18 protein-coding genes and 2 pseudogenes are annotated in these 21,318 nt (G+C 43.3%); 11 read left to right on the top strand and 9 right to left on the bottom strand.

Annotation, left to right across the window (positions count from 1 at the left end):
* Nucleotides 1-272: 272 nt before the first annotated feature.
* A pseudogene (locus tag LBPC_RS15140) lies at nt 273-1,663 on the top strand (IS5-like element ISLrh3 family transposase).
* Between the two features lie 67 nt (nt 1,664-1,730).
* On the opposite strand, the gene LBPC_RS02590 reads toward LBPC_RS15140, so the two are convergent.
* The 5 genes from LBPC_RS02590 to LBPC_RS02575 form a co-directional block, all read right to left on the bottom strand.
* On the bottom strand, nt 1,731-2,318 hold the full coding sequence (locus tag LBPC_RS02590) for a recombinase family protein (protein ID WP_003661676.1): 588 nt from the start codon (nt 2,316-2,318) through the stop codon (nt 1,731-1,733).
* 85 nt (nt 2,319-2,403) lie between these two features.
* The gene (locus LBPC_RS15135) at nt 2,404-2,553 is read right to left on the bottom strand and encodes a hypothetical protein (RefSeq protein ID WP_228772279.1); all 150 of its coding nucleotides are present in this window, start codon (nt 2,551-2,553) and stop codon (nt 2,404-2,406) included.
* Between the two features lie 140 nt (nt 2,554-2,693).
* Entirely contained in the window at nt 2,694-3,416 is a 723-nt protein-coding gene (locus LBPC_RS02585; RefSeq protein ID WP_003587133.1) for a nitroreductase family protein, read from the bottom strand.
* A 251-nt stretch (nt 3,417-3,667) separates the two neighbouring features.
* The gene (locus tag LBPC_RS02580; protein WP_032781070.1) at nt 3,668-4,729 is read right to left on the bottom strand and encodes an IS30 family transposase; all 1,062 of its coding nucleotides are present in this window, start codon (nt 4,727-4,729) and stop codon (nt 3,668-3,670) included.
* Between the two features lie 514 nt (nt 4,730-5,243).
* Nucleotides 5,244-6,158 carry a hypothetical protein gene (locus LBPC_RS02575; protein WP_003587138.1) on the bottom strand — a complete coding sequence of 305 codons (915 nt, stop codon included), beginning with the start codon at nt 6,156-6,158 and terminating at the stop codon, nt 5,244-5,246.
* Nucleotides 6,159-6,292: 134 nt separating this feature from the next.
* Here LBPC_RS02575 and LBPC_RS02570 point away from each other — a divergent pair, with 134 nt between their 5' ends.
* The 7 genes from LBPC_RS02570 (at nt 6,293) to LBPC_RS02545 (ending at nt 14,864) form a co-directional block, all read left to right on the top strand.
* The gene (locus LBPC_RS02570; protein WP_003606687.1) at nt 6,293-9,460 is read left to right on the top strand and encodes a type I restriction endonuclease subunit R; all 3,168 of its coding nucleotides are present in this window, start codon (nt 6,293-6,295) and stop codon (nt 9,458-9,460) included.
* A gap of 13 nt (nt 9,461-9,473) precedes the next feature.
* Nucleotides 9,474-11,090, top strand: coding sequence for a type I restriction-modification system subunit M (locus LBPC_RS02565; RefSeq protein WP_003661670.1), 1,617 nt, complete (start codon nt 9,474-9,476; stop codon nt 11,088-11,090).
* Entirely contained in the window at nt 11,087-12,346 is a 1,260-nt protein-coding gene (locus LBPC_RS02560; RefSeq protein ID WP_003606688.1) for a restriction endonuclease subunit S, read from the top strand. The genes LBPC_RS02565 and LBPC_RS02560 overlap by 4 nt, the downstream gene beginning before the upstream one ends.
* 185 nt (nt 12,347-12,531) lie before the next feature.
* Nucleotides 12,532-12,621, top strand: a complete 90-nt coding sequence (locus tag LBPC_RS17430; protein ID WP_072672334.1) for a putative holin-like toxin — start codon at nt 12,532-12,534, stop codon at nt 12,619-12,621.
* 243 nt (nt 12,622-12,864) lie between these two features.
* Nucleotides 12,865-14,172: a Y-family DNA polymerase gene (locus LBPC_RS02555; protein WP_003587146.1), complete on the top strand. Its 1,308-nt coding sequence runs from the start codon at nt 12,865-12,867 to the stop codon at nt 14,170-14,172.
* On the top strand, nt 14,165-14,485 hold the full coding sequence (locus LBPC_RS02550) for a hypothetical protein (protein ID WP_016363695.1): 321 nt from the start codon (nt 14,165-14,167) through the stop codon (nt 14,483-14,485). The genes LBPC_RS02555 and LBPC_RS02550 overlap by 8 nt, the downstream gene beginning before the upstream one ends.
* A complete protein-coding gene (locus LBPC_RS02545; RefSeq protein ID WP_003587151.1) occupies nt 14,478-14,864 on the top strand; it encodes a hypothetical protein in 387 nt (128 codons plus the stop codon). The genes LBPC_RS02550 and LBPC_RS02545 overlap by 8 nt, the downstream gene beginning before the upstream one ends.
* Before the next feature lie 117 nt (nt 14,865-14,981).
* Here LBPC_RS02545 and LBPC_RS02540 read toward each other — a convergent pair whose 3' ends face one another.
* The 4 genes and pseudogenes from LBPC_RS02540 to LBPC_RS17485 all read right to left on the bottom strand — a co-directional run bounded on the left by LBPC_RS02540 (nt 14,982) and on the right by LBPC_RS17485 (nt 17,770).
* Entirely contained in the window at nt 14,982-15,941 is a 960-nt protein-coding gene (locus tag LBPC_RS02540; protein ID WP_003587152.1) for a D-2-hydroxyacid dehydrogenase, read from the bottom strand.
* 14 nt (nt 15,942-15,955) lie between these two features.
* Nucleotides 15,956-16,534: pseudogene (locus LBPC_RS02535) on the bottom strand (hypothetical protein); the annotation flags it as partial.
* Nucleotides 16,535-16,540: 6 nt separating this feature from the next.
* Nucleotides 16,541-17,328, bottom strand: a protein-coding gene (locus LBPC_RS15120) for an IS5 family transposase (RefSeq protein ID WP_099973804.1) whose coding sequence is annotated in 2 segments (ribosomal slippage) — nt 16,541-17,061 and nt 17,061-17,328 — 789 coding nt in all. Because the reading frame shifts where the segments join, the coding sequence is not laid out codon by codon here.
* A gap of 274 nt (nt 17,329-17,602) precedes the next feature.
* Complete coding sequence (locus tag LBPC_RS17485; protein WP_225358532.1) at nt 17,603-17,770, bottom strand: transposase; 168 nt, start codon at nt 17,768-17,770, stop codon at nt 17,603-17,605.
* Nucleotides 17,771-17,981: 211 nt separating this feature from the next.
* Here LBPC_RS17485 and LBPC_RS02525 point away from each other — a divergent pair, with 211 nt between their 5' ends.
* The 3 genes from LBPC_RS02525 (at nt 17,982) to LBPC_RS02515 (ending at nt 21,314) form a co-directional block, all read left to right on the top strand.
* Complete coding sequence (locus LBPC_RS02525) at nt 17,982-18,740, top strand: MurR/RpiR family transcriptional regulator (protein ID WP_003587165.1); 759 nt, start codon at nt 17,982-17,984, stop codon at nt 18,738-18,740.
* A gap of 117 nt (nt 18,741-18,857) precedes the next feature.
* Nucleotides 18,858-20,531, top strand: coding sequence for a PTS transporter subunit EIIC (locus LBPC_RS02520; protein ID WP_003661665.1), 1,674 nt, complete (start codon nt 18,858-18,860; stop codon nt 20,529-20,531).
* Between the two features lie 12 nt (nt 20,532-20,543).
* Nucleotides 20,544-21,314 carry an HAD-IIB family hydrolase gene (locus LBPC_RS02515; RefSeq protein WP_003587161.1) on the top strand — a complete coding sequence of 257 codons (771 nt, stop codon included), beginning with the start codon at nt 20,544-20,546 and terminating at the stop codon, nt 21,312-21,314.
* Nucleotides 21,315-21,318 lie beyond the last annotated feature (4 nt).

Raw genomic sequence — 21,318 nt, 5'->3', positions numbered from 1 at the left:
ATCGCCTTTAGCGAAATTGTTAATCAACTTTATCGTACTCTAAAATTAGTTCTCATGATATAGATTGTACACAATTTGGATGTAAGCTGATTCCTGAGACAACTTTTAAGTAGTGGCTGGTGAAAGCAGCATAACTGCAAGCTTTATTGGCATTAAAGAATAGTAAAGATTATAATTAGTGCAAAGTAAACATGGGATAACGCCTGTTTTCCTTGCACTTTTTATTTTTCCTGGAGGAAACCATCATGGCTTAGCGACATCGTGCTACCCAATTGTCATTTCAATCCTTTAACAACGGCCTTGGTGTGCCACTTTCTTCCGACAATGAGTGGGTTCAATTAGCCGACATGCTCCCGTGGCAACAGCTCGATGAAGCCTATCAACTTCTTTTTACTGAGATGGGTGGGCGCGCTGCTAAACCCTTTCGTCTGCTTTACGGTGCCAGTTTGATCAAGCAAGCAGAACATCTAACCGACCGTTCGGTCGTAACCGCTATTCGTGATACCCCGGCTCACCAGTACTTTATCGGGCTAGACACCTACACAACCGACCTGCCGTTCAACCACTCAACCTTGGTTTATTTTAGACGACGCATGGGTCAAATAACGGAACTAGTGCGAAATATCATCAGTGATACCTTGCGCGAACAAATCCAAAGCTTATTGCCAGATGATGAGCTCCCTGTCTTGATCACAGACGCTACTGCGGTGCCAATTGAAATTCGTTTTCCACAAGATACTTCGCTGCTAAATCAAGCTCGGCTCAATCTAGAAGAAATGTTATTAGACATGGCTCATCAGTTGCAAATCAAGCCTCCACGAACCTACAAACGTGAAGCAAAAGCTAAGTGGACCGCTTTTGCTAGAAAACCGCGGCGTTGGGCTAAGGAAACACGCAAGCAGATCAAAGTACAGCTCCAGTATGTCCGACGTGATCTACGTTATATCGATGTGCTGTTGGCCCACGGTGCCTCTCTTAACGAAAGGCAAACCAAACGATTGGCTGTGATTCGTGAACTTTTTGACCAGCAAATGTTCATGTATGAAAATCGGACCCATCGGGTCCCAGGACGGATTGTTAGCTTGGCACAACCGTGGATTCGTCCGATTAACCGTGGTAAAGCCAAACAACGAACCGAATTGGTCCCAAGATTGATGCCTCAATTGCCGATGGCATGATCGATATCGAACGATTTGATTTTAAGGCGTTCAATGAAAGCCAAGATTTAGCAACAACCATCGATCATTATTTCGACGTGCATGGTTATTATCCCGATGAAATCTTAGCTGACACACTTTATCGTACCCGCGAGAATCGTCAGCTCTGTCAACGACTAGGCATTAGGTTGTCGGGACCACGTTTAGGACGTAAGCCTAAAAAGATGGATGCTAAGCAGCGGCAAGTTGATCGTGACGCAGAGAAGCGGCGCGGGAAAATTGAACGCGGTTTTGCCTTCATGAAAGGCCCTTTGGGCCTTTCATTGGTGCGGACTAAAACGGTAGCCAGCATCGCAGTGACGATTGATATTGCGATCAATCTAGCCAATCTAAAGATGCTACTAAGGCTTTTTAATGGACCAATTTTGATTTTTGTAAAATATAAGCAGGAATCCATCTTAATTCACTATCAAATTCACGTTTCAGGTAGCCGGAATGTTGCCTAATTCACCAGCCACTAAGTAAAGAAAATAGGGACCCTTTCAGTTAACATGTGCTAACCAAAAGGGGGCCCTATTTTCTTTTAATACCGTATTTCACACGGTATCGAATAAAGGTCGTCCGTTTAATACCTGTATTTCGGGACACATCAATGTCACTCATGCCAGCTCGATAAAGCTTAAAAGCATGTTGCAAACGGGGATCATCTTTGGCATATTGGGGTTTGCGCCCATGATATTTACCCTGCTGCTTAGCTAAGGCAATCCCTTGTTGCTGGCGCTCAATGATTCGCTTACGTTCACTTTCGGCCTGATACTTATAGAGTTCAATAATCAAGTTGGTCATCAGTTGACGTAAATTTGGGTCAGCAATCCCTGTCATGGACGGTAAATTCAACACATCTAGGGTGGCACCCTTATTTTGAATGGAGTTCATGATCTTAGTCAAATCATGGTTGTTTCTGCCTAAGCGATCTAATTCAGTGACCATTACAATATCACCCTCACGAATATAGGCCAGCATTTTTTGCAGTTCTGGCCGATTAGTGTTAGCCCCACTTAATTTATCCGTAAATAATTTATCAACGTCTTTTAAAGGCGCTAACTGTCGATCTAAATGTTGCTCCTTGGAACTCACACGCGCATAACCGATTTTAGCCATTTCCAATTCTCCTTTTGGACAGTTCTAATGAACACTTGTAATTCCTAGTATAGCACAGAAATAAAAAAGGCCACTAGGGTATACCCTAGTGGCTAAAAGCAAATAAACTTGGCATTATGAAAGAAGGTCCCCTATGCAACCCACAATCGGTAGTATCCTCAAACAGCAACGGCAGTCGCAAAAGTTGTCGCAAGTCCAGCCAACGTTTGATCAACTCAATGATAACCCCGACCACCACAGGGCCGACAACGACTGTGAATAGATTCTTCAACAAAGACAACACCCCCTTTGGAGGCAGCTGCCTAGAGATGATTGTCGCATGACACTTGACAAGACACAAATTAAAATTAAAAGATGAATCGATTTATTATCCTGTTATTTCAAACAGAACCCTTGTTGATGCAAGGCATCGAGTAGTTCGCTGCGCTTTTTCGGCGTATGGGCGGCACCGTTAGCTAACAAATGGGAGAAGGTTTCTTCGCGCTGATTGGTATCGCGGGTCGCATAGTAATGCTGAATCACGTGGTCGTAATCTGTTAGTTGCGTTTTCCAGTCGTCAGGTAAGTGATAAGTATTGTCGAAGCTCATTAAGCTTTGCGGCATGCGCGGCTTGAAGTTTGGTTTTTGATCGGGATAGCCGACAATCACGCCACAAATCGGGAAGGTGAGGTTCGGTAGGTGAAGCAGGGAGATCAATTGTTTTGGATCATTGAGGATACTGCCTAAAATCACGGTTCCTAACCCTTGATTTTCAGCGGCATCGACGAGGTTTTCTGCCGCCAATAAAGTATCCGATGCGGCTTGGATAAATTTATCCGTTGAGCTGAGTTGGTTAGGGTGGTCGGCGCATAGGTCTGCGCGGTATTGATCCGCCACGAAAATCAATAATTCACCATTGCCATTGCCATCGACATAAGTTTGGTGGCTGATGGCGGCGATTTGTGAACGCAGTGCGGAATCGGTGATATGAATAATGCTAAAAGACTGCAAGAAATGTGAGGTTGCAGTATGTTGGGCCACAGTGATCAGGCGGTTCAAGCATTGCGGGTCAACTTGTTGCGTGGAAAATTTGCGAATGGTTCGATGATCTAAAAACATGTAATCGCCTCCAAAATAATTATAGTCGAAGTTTTAGCTAATGTAAGGAAAGAATTCGTGGTCTTGCAATACCGTCGTCAGCAAGGTAAGCTCAAGGCAAATTTAAGGAGGCCCAATGCCATGGCGATCACCATCACTCGTGTTACTGAGGCAAATGCTGAAGATTTATTATCCCAAATTGCAAGAACAAGTTAGCCGGGGTGTTGAGACACTCCCAAGAACAGCCTGTTATCTTATGAGTGGTTCATTGTTTAGCTTACGTGTTGTGCTGAACGCCGAGTCCGGCGCACTTCGGTCTCAAAACACTCCTGGGGGCTACGGTAGTCTAGCTTTCTCCGGGGAAGCCCGTTAAGACGGTCTTGGGTAGCCAGCACCTGGCTGGGACTAACATCATCCAGCGACTCGCCTTTTGGGTAGTCACGTCTAATCATGCGATTGTGGGCCTCGTTGGAGCCGCGATCGCATGAGGTGTATGAATGCGCGTAGAAGATGTCTGTATCTGTGTCCTCAAAGGCCTTATTCAGAGTCGAGAACTCCGGGCCATTGTCTGCGGTAATCGTGCGCAGACAGTCACCCCACTCAAGCTTGATTTCTCGTAACGCAAACTCCACAGAGTCCGAGTCTCGGCCGTCGATCAGTCGGAGAAGTTGGCAACGAGTCTTCCGCTCAATCAGGCTAAGGATGACGCTCTCACGGCCATTGCGTTTCCCGACAACGGTATCCATCTCCCAATGTCCGAACTGCTTGCGGCGTTCGACAGCCTTAGGACGCTCCTCAATACTGCGGCCGGCTAGGCGCTTATGCTTAGTGCTCTTGTGTTGCTTGGTCCGCCGATTTGCGTTCTCCACGAGATCGATGTTCCGAATTTCTAAGCGTTGATCATCGATGTAGCGATATAAAGTGGTTGTGCACACCATCTCCTCAGGGGTGAATAGCTTGGCTCGCCGTGCGGCGCCAACGGCTGCATCAGGCGACCAGTGTTCAGTCTTGGCCTGATTAGCATACCAGGCCAGGAAGTGGCTTGTAGCGGCGAATTTATCCGGCCTATGACAATTCAGACGTGCGGTCTCATAGCGCGTCTGAGCAGCTTCAGGACTATATTCCGTATGATAGATCAGTTTGCCATTAATGCGCTTAGCCCGCTTGACAGTCCCTCGGTCAATCTCATTATTGATGGTTTGATGGCAGACGCCAATTTTGGCAGCAATTTCGCGTTTGGAGGTGCCGGGGGCGTAAAGTTCTGCAATTCTACCGCGTTCCATTTGAGACAAATGATGACCTGGTTGACGACGTGTGATATCCTGTTCATGCATCAGGACAATACCTCTTTCATTGTTTGTGTTGGAACTTCAATGATACAGGATATCTGTTCTTGATGTTTTTTATTGTCCCAAATTTGTAATAAAAGTGGCTAACTTGATTTTAAAACGCGCGGATGAAAATTTTTGAAAGCTCACAATAAATTTCCTTTATGTAATGATCGGCAAGAATATATAAGTTAATACCTAGGGCTAGGGGTGAAATCTCACGGTCATAATAGGGGCTGCGAACATATAATGCCTTCAGAACGGTCATCACGCAGTGTCCGCGGCACAGGTGCACCTGAACAACAAATGGCCTTTCGGCCACTACGAATCAACATCTGGTCAACACCACTGCTCGTTTTAAAATACCATTCTCCTGGAGAAAACAATGGTCTTTATGAAGTTGCTTAAGCTGATCATTAGCCATAGCACCTACTATTGACGTATGAACCCATTTGCAAATGGAAGGCCTGTTTTGAGTTGAACAACTCGCACAAACTCCACTCTGAAGGGAAGGGGCTGACTAAAGGATCCTTTTTGCAATGTCAAAATATGCATAAATCCACACGGTCGATGAGCCTTCGTCCTCAGTATGAGTAAGACATAAGTTAAAGGCGCCATCTGCATTCTTTTGCTCAATCAAGTTACGAATATCCTTAATTACTTTTTGCAATGCTTTTTCATAGGCTCCACCCATTGTGAGAATAGCTAGTCCGCTTTCCGTGACATAATCGTTTTCTATAAATTGGAAACCCAAGGGAATGTCCCCGGAAGACAATGGCTTTATCTTATTTTTAGGATATTTGAGCTGACTAAGCGTTATCAGTGCAATTGCTGTTTCGTTATTTTCTAGGTTTAGTGTCTCAATAAGCGCTTTGTTCTGGTTCTCCAGTGCATGGTTATTCGTACTTTCTTGCGGTTCACTGATTGGTATTGGTTCAGGTTTGGCTAGCATAACTCTTTCTTTATTCAAAAAACGATTTATTTCATTTGTGAAAGTGGTTTCCAGAAAGCTTTTGTCCTCTTTCGAGTCAAAGTATAGTTTTAAATTTGCTTTTGGTTGAAAGGACAAAAACTGTTTGCCACTAAACAATCCTTCCGTCTTAAATTTAGGGGATTCTATGACGATGAGCCGCACATAACTGAGACTATCCTCTATTATTTGCTCTCCTAAAATTACTTTCCATATATGATGTGCCGTTAAAAGAAAAATAGTATTAACTTGGTCAGACACCGTTTGAAAAAAGGCCACTGTAGCTACTTCATTAAATGAAAAATCATCTGGTATGGAGTTAACGTTTTGTTTAACCATATGATGATAGTCATCCATTTCCCGTGAAAACTTGTTCAGATTATTTATACGATCCACAATGTTTTGAAGATGAGATAGTCGTCCATTAGCCTTGATATCAGGTGATAGCGTTAATCGTATAGACATTTATAAACATCCTTTCTTATCAATCCGTAATACTGAAATTAGTGATTAATTTGGTTCTGGTACAAATTCTTTCATTTGCTTCGCGTATACTAAACTAGTGAATAGATTAAAATTGGCGGGGAAGGACTATTTTTATGTTGGAGCTGTCGTTTGAAAAAGAAGTCGTTAAAACCTTAACAACCGGGAACAATCAATGGGTGGAGCGAAAAGATCTATATGGTGCCACTCCTGATCAATTATGGGCTAATTTTCGAGATAAGTTAAACAACAATAATTATGCTAAATTGCAAGGGCAGCCATTAACTGATACTGAATTTAATCAAGTTAAACGTGCTATTGAAGTACGGACGCCTTACGAAGCGGCTAAATTACTAGCTGCCGAAAACGGCATTGGTAAAGTTGAAATCGAACGTGATGATGCCAAATTGGGGACCGTCACCCTGGAATTGTTTTGGAAAGCGGACGTCGCTGGTGGTAAATCTAGTTATGAAGTGGTCCGACAAGCAGTACGACCACGGTTAGCTGGTACTCAAGATGTCGATCCTGATCGCCGGTTTGACGTAACCCTATTGATTAATGGGTTACCCTTAATTCAATTGGAACTAAAAAAAGCCACGGTTGAACTTAACCAGGCTTTTAATCAAATTGAAAAATACGCGCAAGAAGGTAAATATACGGGGATTTACTCGCTGCTGCAAATGTTTGTGATTATGACGCCGGATAGTACGGCGTATTTTGCGAATGCCGAACCGGATCATTTCAATAAAGCCTTTTTGTTCAATTGGCGAACGCGGGATAATCACCCCGTGGAAAACGGCTTAGCGTTTACGCGCCAAGTCCTTAATATTCCCATGGCCCACAAAATGGTCAGTGAATATACGGTCATCGACCAAGAACGTCAGAGCTTAATTCTCTTACGGCCTTATCAGATTTATGCGATTGAAGCCGTGATGCACCGGATTCATGACCATCAAGATGGCTTTGTTTGGCATACCACGGGTTCTGGTAAAACACTCACCTCATATAAAACCGCTAAATTAGCGGCGCAAGATCCCGGTGTCGATAAGGTCATCTTCTTAGTTGACCGGCGGGATTTAGACGAACAGACAACCAGCAACTTTAGTGCCTATGCCGCCAATGACGATATTGCCATTAACGAAGCCCAAAATACCGGTGATTTAATGCGTAAATTGCAACAAAATGACGGTAAGGTCTTGGTCACCTCGATTCAAAAACTTCATCGGGCGGTCAAAAAAACGCAAGCCCAGCTGGCAACCGGTAAGCAATCCCGCTTTAGTAAGACTTTAAAGCAACGGGTAATCTTCTTTGTTGACGAAGCCCACCGGTCGCAGTTTGGTAAGATGCAAAAGGAAATCCGAGCAGCGTTTATCAATAGTAACTGGTATGGTTACACCGGCACCCCCATCTTTAATGAAAATAAAAAACAGCTCAAGGGTGATCTAGCGGTCACGACTGAGGAGCTATTTGGTAAAGTCTGTCACGTTTATAACTTGCGAGATGCCTTAGAGGACCAAGCCGTGTTACCGTTTAACGTGGAACACGTAACGACGATTGGGAAAGACACGTTAATAATCCGGGCCCTCGAAAAAGAAACTCAGCGCGTCAAAGCACGTCGCGATAAGCAAGGCCGCCTGCTGAGTACAGCTGATGAAGCAAAAATTCAAGCCAAGATTCAAGCGATGTCAGTCAAGGACTTGGAAGAAACGTATTTAACTCCGGCTGACTTTGAGACTGATGAACATATCCAACAAGTTGTTCAATATATTTTACAAAAAGGCCCACGTAAAACCAGCTTGGGGCATGGCAACTACAATGCGATTTTAACCACCAGCTCCATTGAAATGGCGCAACGCTATTATCAAGCCTTTAAAGCCGCGAAAAAGACTACTCACAATCAGCTAGATCCTGATTGGCCCCGAATTGCGATTACTTATTCATTAAGTGAAAACGAAGATCAGAGTGCGCAAAAACATGACCAAATGGCCACCATTTTAAAAGATTATAATCGGCAGTATCACACTAATTTTGATTTAGCCGATTTGAATCTCTACAACGAAGATGTCGCAAAACGGGCCGCCCGGCGTGAGGCGGTCTTTGCTCATTTGCAACCCGATCAGGAAATTAATTTAGTGATTGTGGTGCGACGGTTATTAACGGGTTTTGATGCCCCTCGGCTAAACACGCTCTTTGTTGACCGCACCTTAGCTTATCAAGAACTCATTCAAGCCTACTCACGCACCAACCGGCTCCAAAACCGGGAATTAAAACAAGAAGGCCAAATTGTGACCTTTCGGGTGCCGGCAATCATGGAAGCGAATGAACGTGAAGCTTATAAGTTATATAGTGGCGAAGGCTCTTTTAATGTCATCATTCGTCCCACTTATCAGCAGGCCGTCTTAAAATTTCAAAAGGCTGTGGTGGATTTAAAAGCCATTGCTCCAACGCCGACGGCTGCCGATGACCTTAAAGGAACTACTGCCAAGGTACAGTTTGTGAAAGCCTTTCGCCAAGTGAATCAACAATTGAATTCCTTATCCATGTACAACGATTTCACTTGGGAGAACAGCGAAAAGACTTTTGGTATTGCTCAGCCCGAAGTAGAATCCTATACGGGTAAATATCTGCGGATTAAAGCGGCGGTTACTAACCAAGAGCCTGAGAAAGTCCCCGAAGAGTTGGCCGCTTTAGACTTTTCCTTAGCCGTTGGTTCAGTCGTCTTGGTGGATTATGATTATTTGACGCAATTAATTCAAGATTGGATTGATGAACAGCAACAGTACACGACACCTGATCAAGCCCAAGCCCATATGACCGATTACCTGCAAAATAGTGCCAAAGTACAGGCTAGTTTGAATAAATTAGCGGAAACGCAACCGCAACAGGCTCAATTAATTCGCGAAGCCATGCCTTATATTGAGCAACAAATGCAACAGTCTCAGCAACAGAGTGACCAAAATCAAGCGCCAGTAGCGTTGAATGCTCGGGAGTTGGTGGCCGCTTATGCCCAGAAACAATTGGTCCAAAAAACGACGGCTTTTGCCCACACGTGGGGCCTAGATCAAGCAACCCTATTACGGGTGGCACGTGAACACACCGTGGGTACTGATGAATGGCATCATGAACAAGAATTAACGCAGTCAGCGAATTTAGCAGCGGCCTTACAAGCTCAAACAGCCGCTGGGCCGAAGATTCCAGCTATTTTGCCACTATACCGGATTAAGTCCCAGGCCGCTTGGCGGCAGTTTATTGAACACGATTTAGCAATTTATCTACAAAAATAAGTGAGGTTAAACAATGTCAGAAAAAACAACTCAAGCTAGTCAACTTGAAAGCGCCCTATGGAATGCGGCCGATGTCTTACGCGGGAAAATGGACGCTTCTGAATATAAAAATTATTTATTGGGGTTAATTTTTTATCGGTTTCTATCCGAGAAAACCTTAACGACTTTTAGTGATTGGGCAGGCGAAACCGAAAATGTCACTCAGAAATATGCTCAGTATATGGATCCTCAGTTCGAGTTGGAAGGCGTCTCGGTGCAGCCCAGTTTAGTGGAGTATTTGCAAAACACGCTCGGCTATTTAATTCAACCACAAGCGTTGTACACCACCCTGATTGGCAAGATTCAAGCCCATACTTTTGCGTTAGACGATTTATCTCAAGCACTTCATGATCTGGAACAGTCGACGCAAAATCTGTCTTCAGCGCAAGACTTTTCGGGCTTGTTTGCCGATGTGGATTTAAGTAGTAATAAATTAGGCAGTTCTTTACAACAACGTAACCAAACTATTAGTGATACTATGTTGGCTTTAAATGCAATTGATCTTGTCCACCATCAAGGCGACGTCCTAGGTGACGCCTATGAATACTTAATCGCGCAATTTGCCAGTGATTCCGGTAAAAAAGCGGGTGAATTTTATACCCCACGGCAGGTGTCCGACATTATTGCCCAGATTGTGACTTATCAGCGCAATGCAGGTGACAAACAAGTTCGAACTATTTATGATCCAGCGGTTGGTTCCGGTTCACTGCTATTAAATGTCGGACAGCACGTGCAAGACCCCAATTTAGTGAGTTATCACGGCCAAGAATTGAACACCACGACCTATAACCTGGCCCGTATGAACCTCATGTTACATGGGGTCTCGTATGACGATATGCATTTACGCAATGGCGACACGTTAAGTAAAGATTGGCCGGTTGACGAACCTTACTTATTTGATGCGGTCGTTATGAACCCGCCCTACTCGGCGCACTGGGATAATAGTGACAAACGTTTGTCTGATCCCCGCTTCCGCGACTATGGCGTCTTACCGCCTAAATCTAAAGCCGACTTTGCCTTTCTGCTACACGGCTTTTATCATTTGCAGGAGCACGGAACTATGGGCATTGTCTTACCCCATGGCGTGCTATTTCGGGGGGCTAAGGAAGGTAAGATTCGCCAAAAACTCCTGCTGGATAACCGGATTGATGCCATTATTGGACTACCCGCCAATATTTTTCATTCCACCAGTATTCCAACGTTGATCATGATTTTAAAGAAACACAAAACCACTGACGACGTCTTATTTATTGATGCGTCCCGGGAATTTGAAAAGGACAAGAATCAAAATAAGCTAACGGCAGTGAATATTCAAAAAATTGTGACCACTTATCAAAACCGGCAGGATGTCGATAAATATGCCCATGTGGCCTCACCGGCAGAAATCAAAGCGAATGATTATAATTTAAATATTCCGCGCTACGTTGATACGTTTGAGCCGGAACCCGAGATTGATCTGAACCAAGTCAAAGCTGATCTAAAGCAACTGGACGAGGAAATCAGTCAGAATGAACAAATCTTTAATGAATTAGCTAGCCAGTTAGTGACCACCCAGGTTAATGACCAGTCAAAACCGGAGGCCCACAAATGAAAGATCAACAAGCTAGTTACCCGCAGTTAAGATTTAAAGGGTTTACTGATCCTTGGGAAGAGCGTAAGTTATCTAGCATCTCAGAGCGTGTTACTAGAAAAAACAAAAATAATGAGTCGACTCTTCCGCTAACAATATCTGCACAAGATGGTTTGGTAGATCAAAATGATTTTTTCAATAAGCAAGTAGCGAGTCGTGATGTTACTGGATATTTTTTAGTTAAAAATGGTGAGTTTGCATATAATAAAAGTTATTCAAATGGATATCCATGGGGCGCTATTAAGCGTTTAGATAAGTATGATATGGGCGTTCTATCGACACTTTATATAGTCTTTAGACCTACGAAAATCAATTCTCAGTTTCTAGTTTCATATTACGATACCACTAGATGGTACCGGGAGGTTTCTAAGAATGCGGCAGAAGGGGCTCGTAATCATGGGTTACTAAATATTGCACCTACTGATTTTTTTAATACTCTACTAGTTGTTCCTAAGATAGTAGATGAACAACAAAAAATCGGCTCATTTTTCAAACAGTTAGACGACACTATCACTCTTCATCAGCGTAAGTTAGCTAAGCTTAAGGAACTTAAACAGGGCTATTTGCAGAAATTGTTCCCCAGAAATGGTAGCAAGTTCCCGCAATTAAGATTTGCAGGGTTTGCTGACGCTTGGGAACAGCGTAAGCTTTCTGACATTGCAACCTTAAATGCTCGGATTGGGTGGCAGAATTTGCGTACATCAGAGTTTCTCGAGTCCGGAGATTATATGTTAATCACAGGAACAAATTTTCACGACGGTACGGTTGATTATTCGACGGTCCACTATGTAGAAAAAAATCGGTATGAGCAAGATACAAAGATACAAGTCGAAAATGGCAGTATCCTTATAACAAAGGATGGGACCTTGGGCAAAGTAGCCCTTGTTCAAGGCCTCAACATGCCAGCAACATTAAATGCAGGAGTCTTCAATGTCAAGATAAAGGATCCAGAGACAATTGACGTTGATTATGTTTATCAATACTTGGCAGCCCCGTTTCTAATGAAGTATGCCAATGCCAAGTCGACCGGTGGAACAATCAAGCACCTCAATCAGAACATCTTGATTGATTTTCCTGTTCTGCTCCCAAGAAAGAGAGAACAAGTTAAGCTCGCTGAGCTTCTGAATGGATTGGACAACACTATCACTCTTCATCAGCGTAAGCTTGAAAAACTCCAGGAACTAAAAAAAGGGTATCTACAAAAGATGTTTTGCTGAGCTTAATTTGATCAAATTTAGGATCCTATGAAACCCCATGACTTAATTTTTATTGTGCTTGGTCAACACTTAATTCACCTGTATAATGGATTACGCAGGAAGTTTTAAGGGCGGTGGCTGTCTTTTCCCTTGCGAGGTGAGGCCCATGGGAACATGGAATAATCTTCAGGAAGGTTTCACAGTCAATGAGCGTCTTCCAGACACTCTCGTTGATGTTGCTATTTGCAATGTTTATTTTAGCGTTGCTAACGTACATCGACAAAAGGAACAAATAAAAAAGCCACCCTGCGTAACTTTGGCCAGTTACAGGGTAGCTTAATGCTGTCTTATTAACTTCGCCACCGCCTTTGAAGCGGCTTGCATGGGAAGTCCTGTTCTAGCGGGGCTTCCCTTTTTCTGTCTACATTATAGCATGACTATAATGGATTTTCGACTATTTTTAATCAGCTTTCTAGCAGTTTTTAGGGAACACACGTTTGCCCTCTGTGCTACAATACAGGTAAAAGCTAACGGAAGTGATGAAATTGTTTACTCATGATGAACCGCATGGCGTGTTCTTCTTAATTGATAACAAGTCCTTTTATGCTAGTTGCGAAGCCGTTTCCCGGGGGCTAAATCCCTTAAAAGTCCCATTAGTGGTCCTTAGTGAAGCTGAAAATACCAATGGCGGACTCATTTTAGCCACGTCACCCGAAGCTAAGCACTTATTTCATCTTAAAGCCAACGTCTCCCGTAAACGTGACTTACCCAATGACCCCAGGTTGTGGGTCGTGCCACCGCGCATGAACCTTTATATTCAACGTAATTTGCAGATCAATCAGATCTTTCATCAATTTACTACTGAAAAAGAGGTTTGGCCGTATTCAATTGATGAAAGCATTCTTGATATGACCCATACTTGGCGGCTGTTTGGCAATTCCGTTCGCGAAGTGGCACGCTTGATTCAAAAGACAGTTCGGCAAAAGCTAGGCTTGTATACCACCGTGGGAATTGGTGACAATCCGGTGCAAGCTAAATTAGCCTTAGACCTTTACGCTAAACATAATCATGAATTGATCGGTGAAATCCATTACGAAACTGTGCCGGATAAAATTTGGTCAATTACTGAATTAACGGACGTTTGGGGGATTGGTCCCCGTATGGCGAAACGTTTGAACCGCCTTCACATTCACAATATGTATGAGCTAGCCCATACCAACCCTTATTTACTCAAACAGCAGCTTGGCGTCATTGGTAGCCAGTTATTTGCTACGGCCTGGGGAATTGATCGCGCGCAAGTTACGGAACCAACTAAGGTTAAAGAAGCTAGCCTGGGTAATTCGCAAGTATTGCCACGAGATTATTTTAACCAAGTCGAAATTGAAACCGTCATTAAAGAAATTGGGGAACAGGTGGCGGCGCGGCTTCGGCACCACCATAAACTGGCGGGGTGTCTATCGCTAAGCATTGGGTTTTCCTATGCCGCAGCTGAAGCAGATGGTCGCGGTGGCTTTCACCAAGCTTTAAAAATTGACCCGACTAACGACAATCAAGTTTTGACGCAACAATTATTGTGGTTATTCCGTCAGAATTGGGACGGTCAAGCTGTCCGGAATATTGGCGTTTATAGCAGTAAACTAAGTGCCAACTCCGGCCAACAACTTAATTTATTTGAAACACCGCGCAACCAAATTCGCCGTAGCCGGTTAAACCAGGTGATTGATGAAATTCACCGGCAATTTGGGTTCACCAAACTAGTTTACGCGACCAGTTTATTAAAGGGGGGCACCGCTATCAAGCGGGCTTCACTAGTGGGCGGACATAATGGAGGTAATAGCTATGAATAGCGATATAGAGATTATTAAGGGGCGATTAACCCTATTGTTTAAGCGGTGTCCCCAAACCCGCTATTGGTTAATGTTGACTAATGATACCTACGATCAGACCTATAATCTGTTTTTTAACAGTCAACGGGCTAACGAGCGCTTGCAATCCGTTCCCTTACATAAATTAGCACACTATGATTTAGCTGATTTAGAAAAGCTGTTAAAAGCATTACGACAAGATATAAAGCTAACGATCGAATTTGTCGGCTTTACAGGAGAACGGTGGCCGGCAAGTCAAAAGCTGATTCAACGAAAGCGGGTGCCCCTTGAATAACCAAGACTTTGATTTAGGCACGGTTAAGCATTTTTTTGAACACGATTATCATGACCGGGGCATGATGAAATGGCAGGGGTTCTATTTATCTGATCATACTGCCGCTTTAAACCAACAGAACCAGCAGTTGAATGCAGTATACGTTCCAAGACCGCAACAATCCTTAGCAGTAATTACCGAGGTATTGGCGGACGCATATCAGCGTCAGCAACCAGTGACCATTCAATTAAAAACGGTTGACCAAAACAACCGTCATTTGCCAGATATCACCACCTTGATCCGTGGCTACAATGCCAATGATATTGTGATTGACGCTGATCGGTTTATCCCACTACAAGAAATTCGCAATGTGGCCTTTAAAAATACGGAGAAGCTATAAAATTCTAGCTCTCCGTATTTTTCTTAACACTTTATTTGCTGGCTCTGTTTTTTCTAATTGCTTTATTTTAGACAGTTTTACTTCAATGTAGGCAAAAGAATTCACAGACCATTGCCATTAATTGATAACGTTTTTCAGATCTCCTGATAAATATGCTTTTATATTATCAACAGTCATATGCAACAACCGTTCTCTTGTCTCATATGGTGCCCAAGCAATATGTGGGGTAATATAACAATTTTTGGCCTGTAATAATGGGCTATCACTAGCAATGGGCTCCCCTTTAACAACATCAGTGGCGTAGGCATAAATTTTGCCTTCATTCAAGGCATTCTTGATGTCCGCTTCATTAGCCAATTTGCCTCGGGCCGTATTCAATATAATAACCCCAGTTTTCATTTTGGCAATCGTATCATTATTAATTAAATCAATTGTTTCTGGTGTTTGGATCACATGCAGACTAAGCACATCAGATTGCCTTAATAGTTCATCAAATGAAACCTGCTGAATCCATGATTCAGGAACCTTTTTAGGACGATGATTATAGAAAATAACTTTCATAGAAAAAGCGTGTCCTATTTTAGCAACTTTTTGCGCAATATGGCCATAACCGATTATTCCTAAAGTTTTCCCTTTTAATTCTAATAGCGGTTTTTCCCAAAAAGTAAAATCACGAGCCTGTGCCCACCGGTTTTCATGAACAAGCTGATTATGCAATCCAACTTGGCTAGTCACTTCTAATAATAACGAGAAAGTAAATTGTGCCACTGCATCACTTGCATATGTGGGAATGTTAGTCACCACAACCTTGTTCTGGTGTGCGCTCTCAATATCAACGACATCATAACCGGTTCCCATGATTCCGATATACTTCAATCGTGATGTTTTGCTAATCACTTCATGATCTAGGGGTGTTTTGTGTGTAATGACGATATCAGCATATTTAATTCGTTTTATGATTTCAGCGTTATCGTTAACTGGGGTACGATCATATAAAGTGCAGTCGCCTAATTCTTGCAAGCTTTTCCAATTTAAATCTTTGTTTAGTTCATATCCATCTAAAAGAACAATTTTCATAGTGTTAAATCCCCCTATCTTTTCAATGTTTTAGCTACATTATGTTCTGGTTGTTTAATTGCCGGGTTTTGTTCAGAAAATGCTTTCAGTTGTTTTTGCGTTCGATTACTGATTTCATGGTGTACATCATTTAATTTATTTTGTAGTTCTGATTTTTGTTGTGGATTAGTTGCTTGCTGAACTTGTTGTTGCAAGCCTTGATAGGACTTATTAAGATCATGGGCTGATAGCTTTTTTAGATCATGCGCAGGCTCTTTTGGGGCTTCTTGTAAGCCTAATTGTTTGGTTAAGCCATCGCTAAGCTCAATCACTTTGTTGCTCACTTGCTGGATCTCACTTAAAGCGCTATGGATTACGGCTTTATCTTTGGCCCAGGTGGCCACGTAACCGAGTGAGTAGTTGCTGGTATCAACGCCAATATTTTGCATGGCAACATATGCGACCGCTTCGGCTTGCGTTTCTTGATAGGCTCGCGGGCGATCTTTAAAGGCTGATTTTAACCCATATAACTGACTATGCGCATATTCATGATATAACGTCTTCAATTTTAAAGCATTATCGGGCTCATCGCCACCAATGACGATTTCATTAGAACCTGTCTAGTATCTTTTAAGAACTATCTTCAGGAAGGCCAATACAACCATTTGAAGACTGCTGTTAAGGGCACGTTCACAGTTTTTCCAAAGTCGCCGACATTTATCTAGCCAACTCCATGAACGTTCAACGATCCATCGTTTCGGTAACACCGTGAACATATGCAACTCGTTGCGTTTAGCTACCGTCGTCTTAGCATTCAAAATGAGCTTCACCTGATCCGCAAAGTCATTGCCAGTGTAGCCACCATCAACCATGACATGCTGAACCAGCTCTAAATTTTGGCTAGCCAAACTAAACATAGCCAATGCACCTGAACGATCTGATACATTAGCTCGTGTCACGAGAATGGCTTGTGGTAAACCATTAATATCAACCGCCATATGACGCTTAATCCCTGAAATCTTTTTGCCGCCATCGTAGCCACTATTTTTCGTTAAATCAGTGGTTTTAACACTTTGAGCATCAACAATCACAAACGACGTTCGGGCCGATCGGCCCTGTGCAAAGCGATAGGAAGCAACAGTTTTTTTAAAAGCCTTTCTAATAGCGAATCAGCTGTCGGGTCTGGTTTATCTCGCCACATATCGTAATAGCGGTAGACAGTGTGCCATTCCGGGAAATCGTGCGGTAATTCACGCCATTGACACCCTGTAGTAAGCGAGTAAAGGATGGCATTGAATACGTCATAAAGATCATAACGACGCGGTCTTGTATGCTTGCGGAAGTTTTCTAAATCAGGTTGTATTAACGCAAATTGCGCTCGAGAAATATTGCTTGGATAATCTGGCATGACAAACTCCTCAGTCGGTTTTCCACAATTCTACCAGATTCAGCAGATACTAGACAGGTTCTTAGTATCAACGCCGATATGATGTTTAATGTCAGCCTTCTTTTTGTCACCATCGTAGCCTTTGCACTCGGCTGGATGAATATTGCGAGTACTTTGGGCTTCAATGATTAAAAATGACGTTCTAGCTGAACACTCTTGATCAGTCGATGTTACGCAACAGTTTTCTTGAAACTCGATTGAACTTAGTGAGTTCATCAAGGCTGGCAGGCTCTTTCTACGCCAACAAGTAATAGTAAACGGTTTGCCATTTAGGAAGATCAGATGGTAAGTAACGCCAAATACAGCTATTTTTCAGGGTATAAAGTATGGCACAGAAAACATCGTAAAGGTCTATTTGACGATATTTGGTGCGTTTTCGGGTATTTCCATAATCTGAACGTATCAGCTTGAACTGTTGACAGTTAATGTCACTGCTGTAGGAGGCTAAATGTTTGCATTGGCGATAACTCTCCGTTTTTTAAACTAGACTACCTGAAATTGTAGACCCCAAAAATCAACTGCTCTTTGCTGTATAATTTAGTAAAGTTTAAAATGTAAAGATATCATAAATTGATAGTGTAATATTGTGCTATTAAATACCAAGGACGGCGGCTATGAACACATTTTTTGAGCAGATTGCGAGGCATTACGAAACTCTAAGTAGCAACGAACAACTGGTCATCGATTTTGTAATGAGAGATCACAACATCGATCGATTAAAGATTAAGACGATTACGGATGCACTTTTTGTCTCAAGTGCAACCGTGATGCGTGCCGCACGAAAGTTAGGATACAGCAACTTTTCTCAACTGAAATACTCGGCCGCGATGACGCAAGACGAACAGGCAGCCCCACTACCTTCTGAAGATTTTGATACGATTACGGGAAGAATCACGAGTGAGTTTGATAAGACGCTGCAGATGTTGAGCGAAGAGAATGTCGCAGAGTTCGTCGAGCACCTCAATCATGCGCGGCGAATCTTTTGCGTCGGGAGCGGATCTTCCGTCAGCGTCGTGGGTGATTTTACACGCAAGTTGAAGCTGCTTGATTATTGGATCAATGACTTTAATGAACTTTATTCGATCCGAGATATTGCAGGTTTGGCCGAAGCTGACGATGTAATTGTGATCCTTTCACTTGGTGGAGGGAACCATCTTGTGAACCAGTTTTTGGTTCGGGCTAAGGCAACTGGAGCAAAAATTATTTCAATTACTGGAATTGGCGCAGATTCAGTGGCGAAGTTCTCCGATTGCAACATCCTTGTCTACCAAGAAGCGGTGCCGCGTAAGAGAATGCGATCGCGATTAATGCTTAATGTGGCTATCGATATTATCTTTGAGTATATACTGTCTCATCCGCATGGACATAAATAACTCACATAGTCAAAAAAAACTGTTGAGGGCGCTTTTGTGAAAGCGCCTTCTTTTTTAATGCTTAATGCTACGATAACTGTGAAATCGTGTTATACATGAATAATAGGGGGCTATACTATGGCACCATCAAAAGCGCGTAGAAATTGGACTAAAGGATTTGAGATGTTTGGGCGATCGTTCCTTTTACCTGTCTCGGTTCTTCCAGCTGCGGGGATTCTTCAAGGATTAGGTTCTGCATTTACAAATGCCGATACTATCAAGATGTATCCCTGGATGCAAAATCAAGTATTCCAGTTCGTGATGGGCTTTCTTAGTAAGATGGGTTCTGCTGCCTTTAACAACCTACCATTGATTTTTGCGGTTGGCGTGGCAGTTGGTTTGGCAAAACACGAAAAAGGTTCAGCCGCAGTTTCAGGTTTACTGGGCTTTTTAACACTCCATACGATATTAAATTTCCTTCTTTCTACAACCGGCCAATTGGTTAACACAGCAGGGCTGACGGACACGGTTGCTAAGCTGGCCTTAGCCGATAAGATGCAAACCACAGTTTTAGGCATCCAAACGATGGACTTAAACGTCTTTGGCGGTATCATCACTGGGGTCATTGTCTACTTTGTCCATAAGCGGGCAATCAAAATGCACGTTCCGAAGGTCTTAGACTTCTTTTCCGGACCACGACTAGTGCCTATTCTCATCATGCCAGTAATGTCTATAGCTGCGGTTGCTTTCTTCTTCGTTTGGCCGACAGTTCAGGCAGGAATTGCCGCACTATCAGTATTGATTCTTAAATCCGGATCGATTGGGACCTTCTTGTATGGGGTCGTGGAACGATTACTCTTACCCTTCGGTTTACACCACGGATTGAACTGGCCGGTTCGAACCACTGAGCTCGGAGGTATCTTTTATATTGGTGGACAAGAGTACCAGGGAACAATTGCTGCATACATGGCTGCACTTGCTCATGGTGGTGCAATCAATCCAATGATTACCAGATTTTCCAGTGGCAAGTTTGTTTACAATATGTTTGGGCTCACTGGGGCGGCTTTAGCTATGTATACCTGCGCGAAGCCAGAAAACAAGAAAAAAGTTGGTTCCTTGCTGTTTGCAGCTGCTGCGACGGCCTTTCTGACAGGGGTAACTGAACCAATCGAATTCACATTCCTGTTTGTTGCCCCGGCACTGTATGGCATTCATGCGGTACTGGCAGGAACGACCATGGCAGTTACTTCAGCCTTGGGCGCACGGTTCCTGACACCAACGGGGCACGGTTTGATCAACTACATTATTTATGGTGTGCTTCAGGGACCGCGGACGCACTGGTGGATCATGCCAATAGTCGGAGTTTTCTGCTTTGTCATGTACTACTTTGTCTTTCGGTTCGCAATTATCAAATTTGACTTTAAAACGCCGGGACGTGAAGACGATGGTAGCGAGATTGTTCTTCATGGTAAGGATGAGACCCGTAAGAAAATGGGCGTGCACACGCTAAAAGATAATCAACCAGCCGTATCGGTTGCATCTGCTAAAAGTGGCAAAATGACAGATCACGACCAAGCAGTGGCGCTGATTAGGGCGCACGGTGGTCCTGATAACATTGAAGCGGTTGATGCCTGCATCACACGACTAAGAATCAACGTTAAGGACAAGAGTCTCGTCGATTCGAAGACAATTGTTAATGATCTTGGGGCGATGGGGTTCAATCAGTCTGGTATGCAGAACCAGTCGATTTATGGCGGTCACGCGAACGTTTTGAAGATGGAGATACAGGATATCCTTGGTATGACAGAATAGGAATGATTAGCAATGGATAAAAATGCGATCGTAATAACTGACCTAGATGGAACCTTTGTCTATGATTCACATACAATCAGACCAATCGACAGGATAGCGTTCCACAAGTTACAAGAACGCTTCTACGTTGGCATCGCTACAGGTCGATCACCGAAAGAGATTGCCTTTGTTGAACGTGTCGGGAACCTACATGCAGACTATAAGATCTGTTTTAATGGGGCAATCGTCGAGGATGGTAATGGAAAGAGAATAGTGGATCGACCAATTCCTCAGACTGCATTGCGAGCGGTGATGCAATATCTCAAAGCAACAGCGCTGACGTTCGATGCCCTTGATGGAGAGCGAAGAATTGGTAATTATACAACTAACGATAAGGGAAGATTGTGGGGAATGAATTTGATCTGCTTAGCAGAGCCGCATGAAGCTGTAGCTGCGGAGCGTATCTATAAAATCAATGTAAGGCCAGGAAGTGTACACTTTTATCAGGTGCTTTCTGAGATGCAAGAACACTTTCCAGAGCTTGGTCTCTATGAAAGCGATGGGAAACGGATCGAAGTAACGGCTAAGAACACTAATAAAGGCGAAGCAATCAAAACACTAAAGATGGGATTTTCTGGAAACGTCGTTGGTGTGGGAGATTCTGGCAACGATGTCCCTATGTTTGAAGCAGCTGACCAAGCGTATTGCATTAATCAGGCACCACAAGCAGTTAAGAGTCACGCAGATGTGGTGTTGAACCACTTCGCAGATTTACTCGATTACCAAGACGCAATCAATGCATGACAGG

Origin of the sequence: Lacticaseibacillus paracasei subsp. paracasei (assembly GCF_000829035.1) — a bacterium.
GTDB classification, from domain to species: Bacteria; Bacillota; Bacilli; order Lactobacillales; family Lactobacillaceae; genus Lacticaseibacillus; species Lacticaseibacillus paracasei.
The sequence above is the reverse complement of the archived record's forward strand: the minus strand, read 5'-3'. Positions and strand labels throughout refer to the sequence as shown.

Excerpts from the sequence above, each read along its gene's own strand:
- LBPC_RS02590 (WP_003661676.1), bottom strand. The coding sequence starts at position 2,318 with ATGGCTAAAATCGGTTATGCGCGTGTGAGTTCCAAGGAGCAACATTTA.
- LBPC_RS02585 (WP_003587133.1), bottom strand. The coding sequence starts at position 3,416 with ATGTTTTTAGATCATCGAACCATTCGCAAATTTTCCACGCAACAAGTT.
- LBPC_RS02580 (WP_032781070.1), bottom strand. The coding sequence starts at position 4,729 with ATGCATGAACAGGATATCACACGTCGTCAACCAGGTCATCATTTGTCT.
- LBPC_RS02575 (WP_003587138.1), bottom strand. The coding sequence starts at position 6,158 with ATGTCTATACGATTAACGCTATCACCTGATATCAAGGCTAATGGACGA.
- LBPC_RS02570 (WP_003606687.1), top strand. The coding sequence starts at position 6,293 with ATGTTGGAGCTGTCGTTTGAAAAAGAAGTCGTTAAAACCTTAACAACC.
- LBPC_RS02565 (WP_003661670.1), top strand. The coding sequence starts at position 9,474 with ATGTCAGAAAAAACAACTCAAGCTAGTCAACTTGAAAGCGCCCTATGG.
- LBPC_RS02560 (WP_003606688.1), top strand. The coding sequence starts at position 11,087 with ATGAAAGATCAACAAGCTAGTTACCCGCAGTTAAGATTTAAAGGGTTT.
- LBPC_RS17430 (WP_072672334.1), top strand. The coding sequence starts at position 12,532 with ATGAGCGTCTTCCAGACACTCTCGTTGATGTTGCTATTTGCAATGTTT.
- LBPC_RS02555 (WP_003587146.1), top strand. The coding sequence starts at position 12,865 with ATGAAATTGTTTACTCATGATGAACCGCATGGCGTGTTCTTCTTAATT.
- LBPC_RS02550 (WP_016363695.1), top strand. The coding sequence starts at position 14,165 with ATGAATAGCGATATAGAGATTATTAAGGGGCGATTAACCCTATTGTTT.
- LBPC_RS02540 (WP_003587152.1), bottom strand. The coding sequence starts at position 15,941 with ATGAAAATTGTTCTTTTAGATGGATATGAACTAAACAAAGATTTAAAT.
- LBPC_RS02525 (WP_003587165.1), top strand. The coding sequence starts at position 17,982 with ATGAACACATTTTTTGAGCAGATTGCGAGGCATTACGAAACTCTAAGT.
- LBPC_RS02520 (WP_003661665.1), top strand. The coding sequence starts at position 18,858 with ATGGCACCATCAAAAGCGCGTAGAAATTGGACTAAAGGATTTGAGATG.
- LBPC_RS02515 (WP_003587161.1), top strand. The coding sequence starts at position 20,544 with ATGGATAAAAATGCGATCGTAATAACTGACCTAGATGGAACCTTTGTC.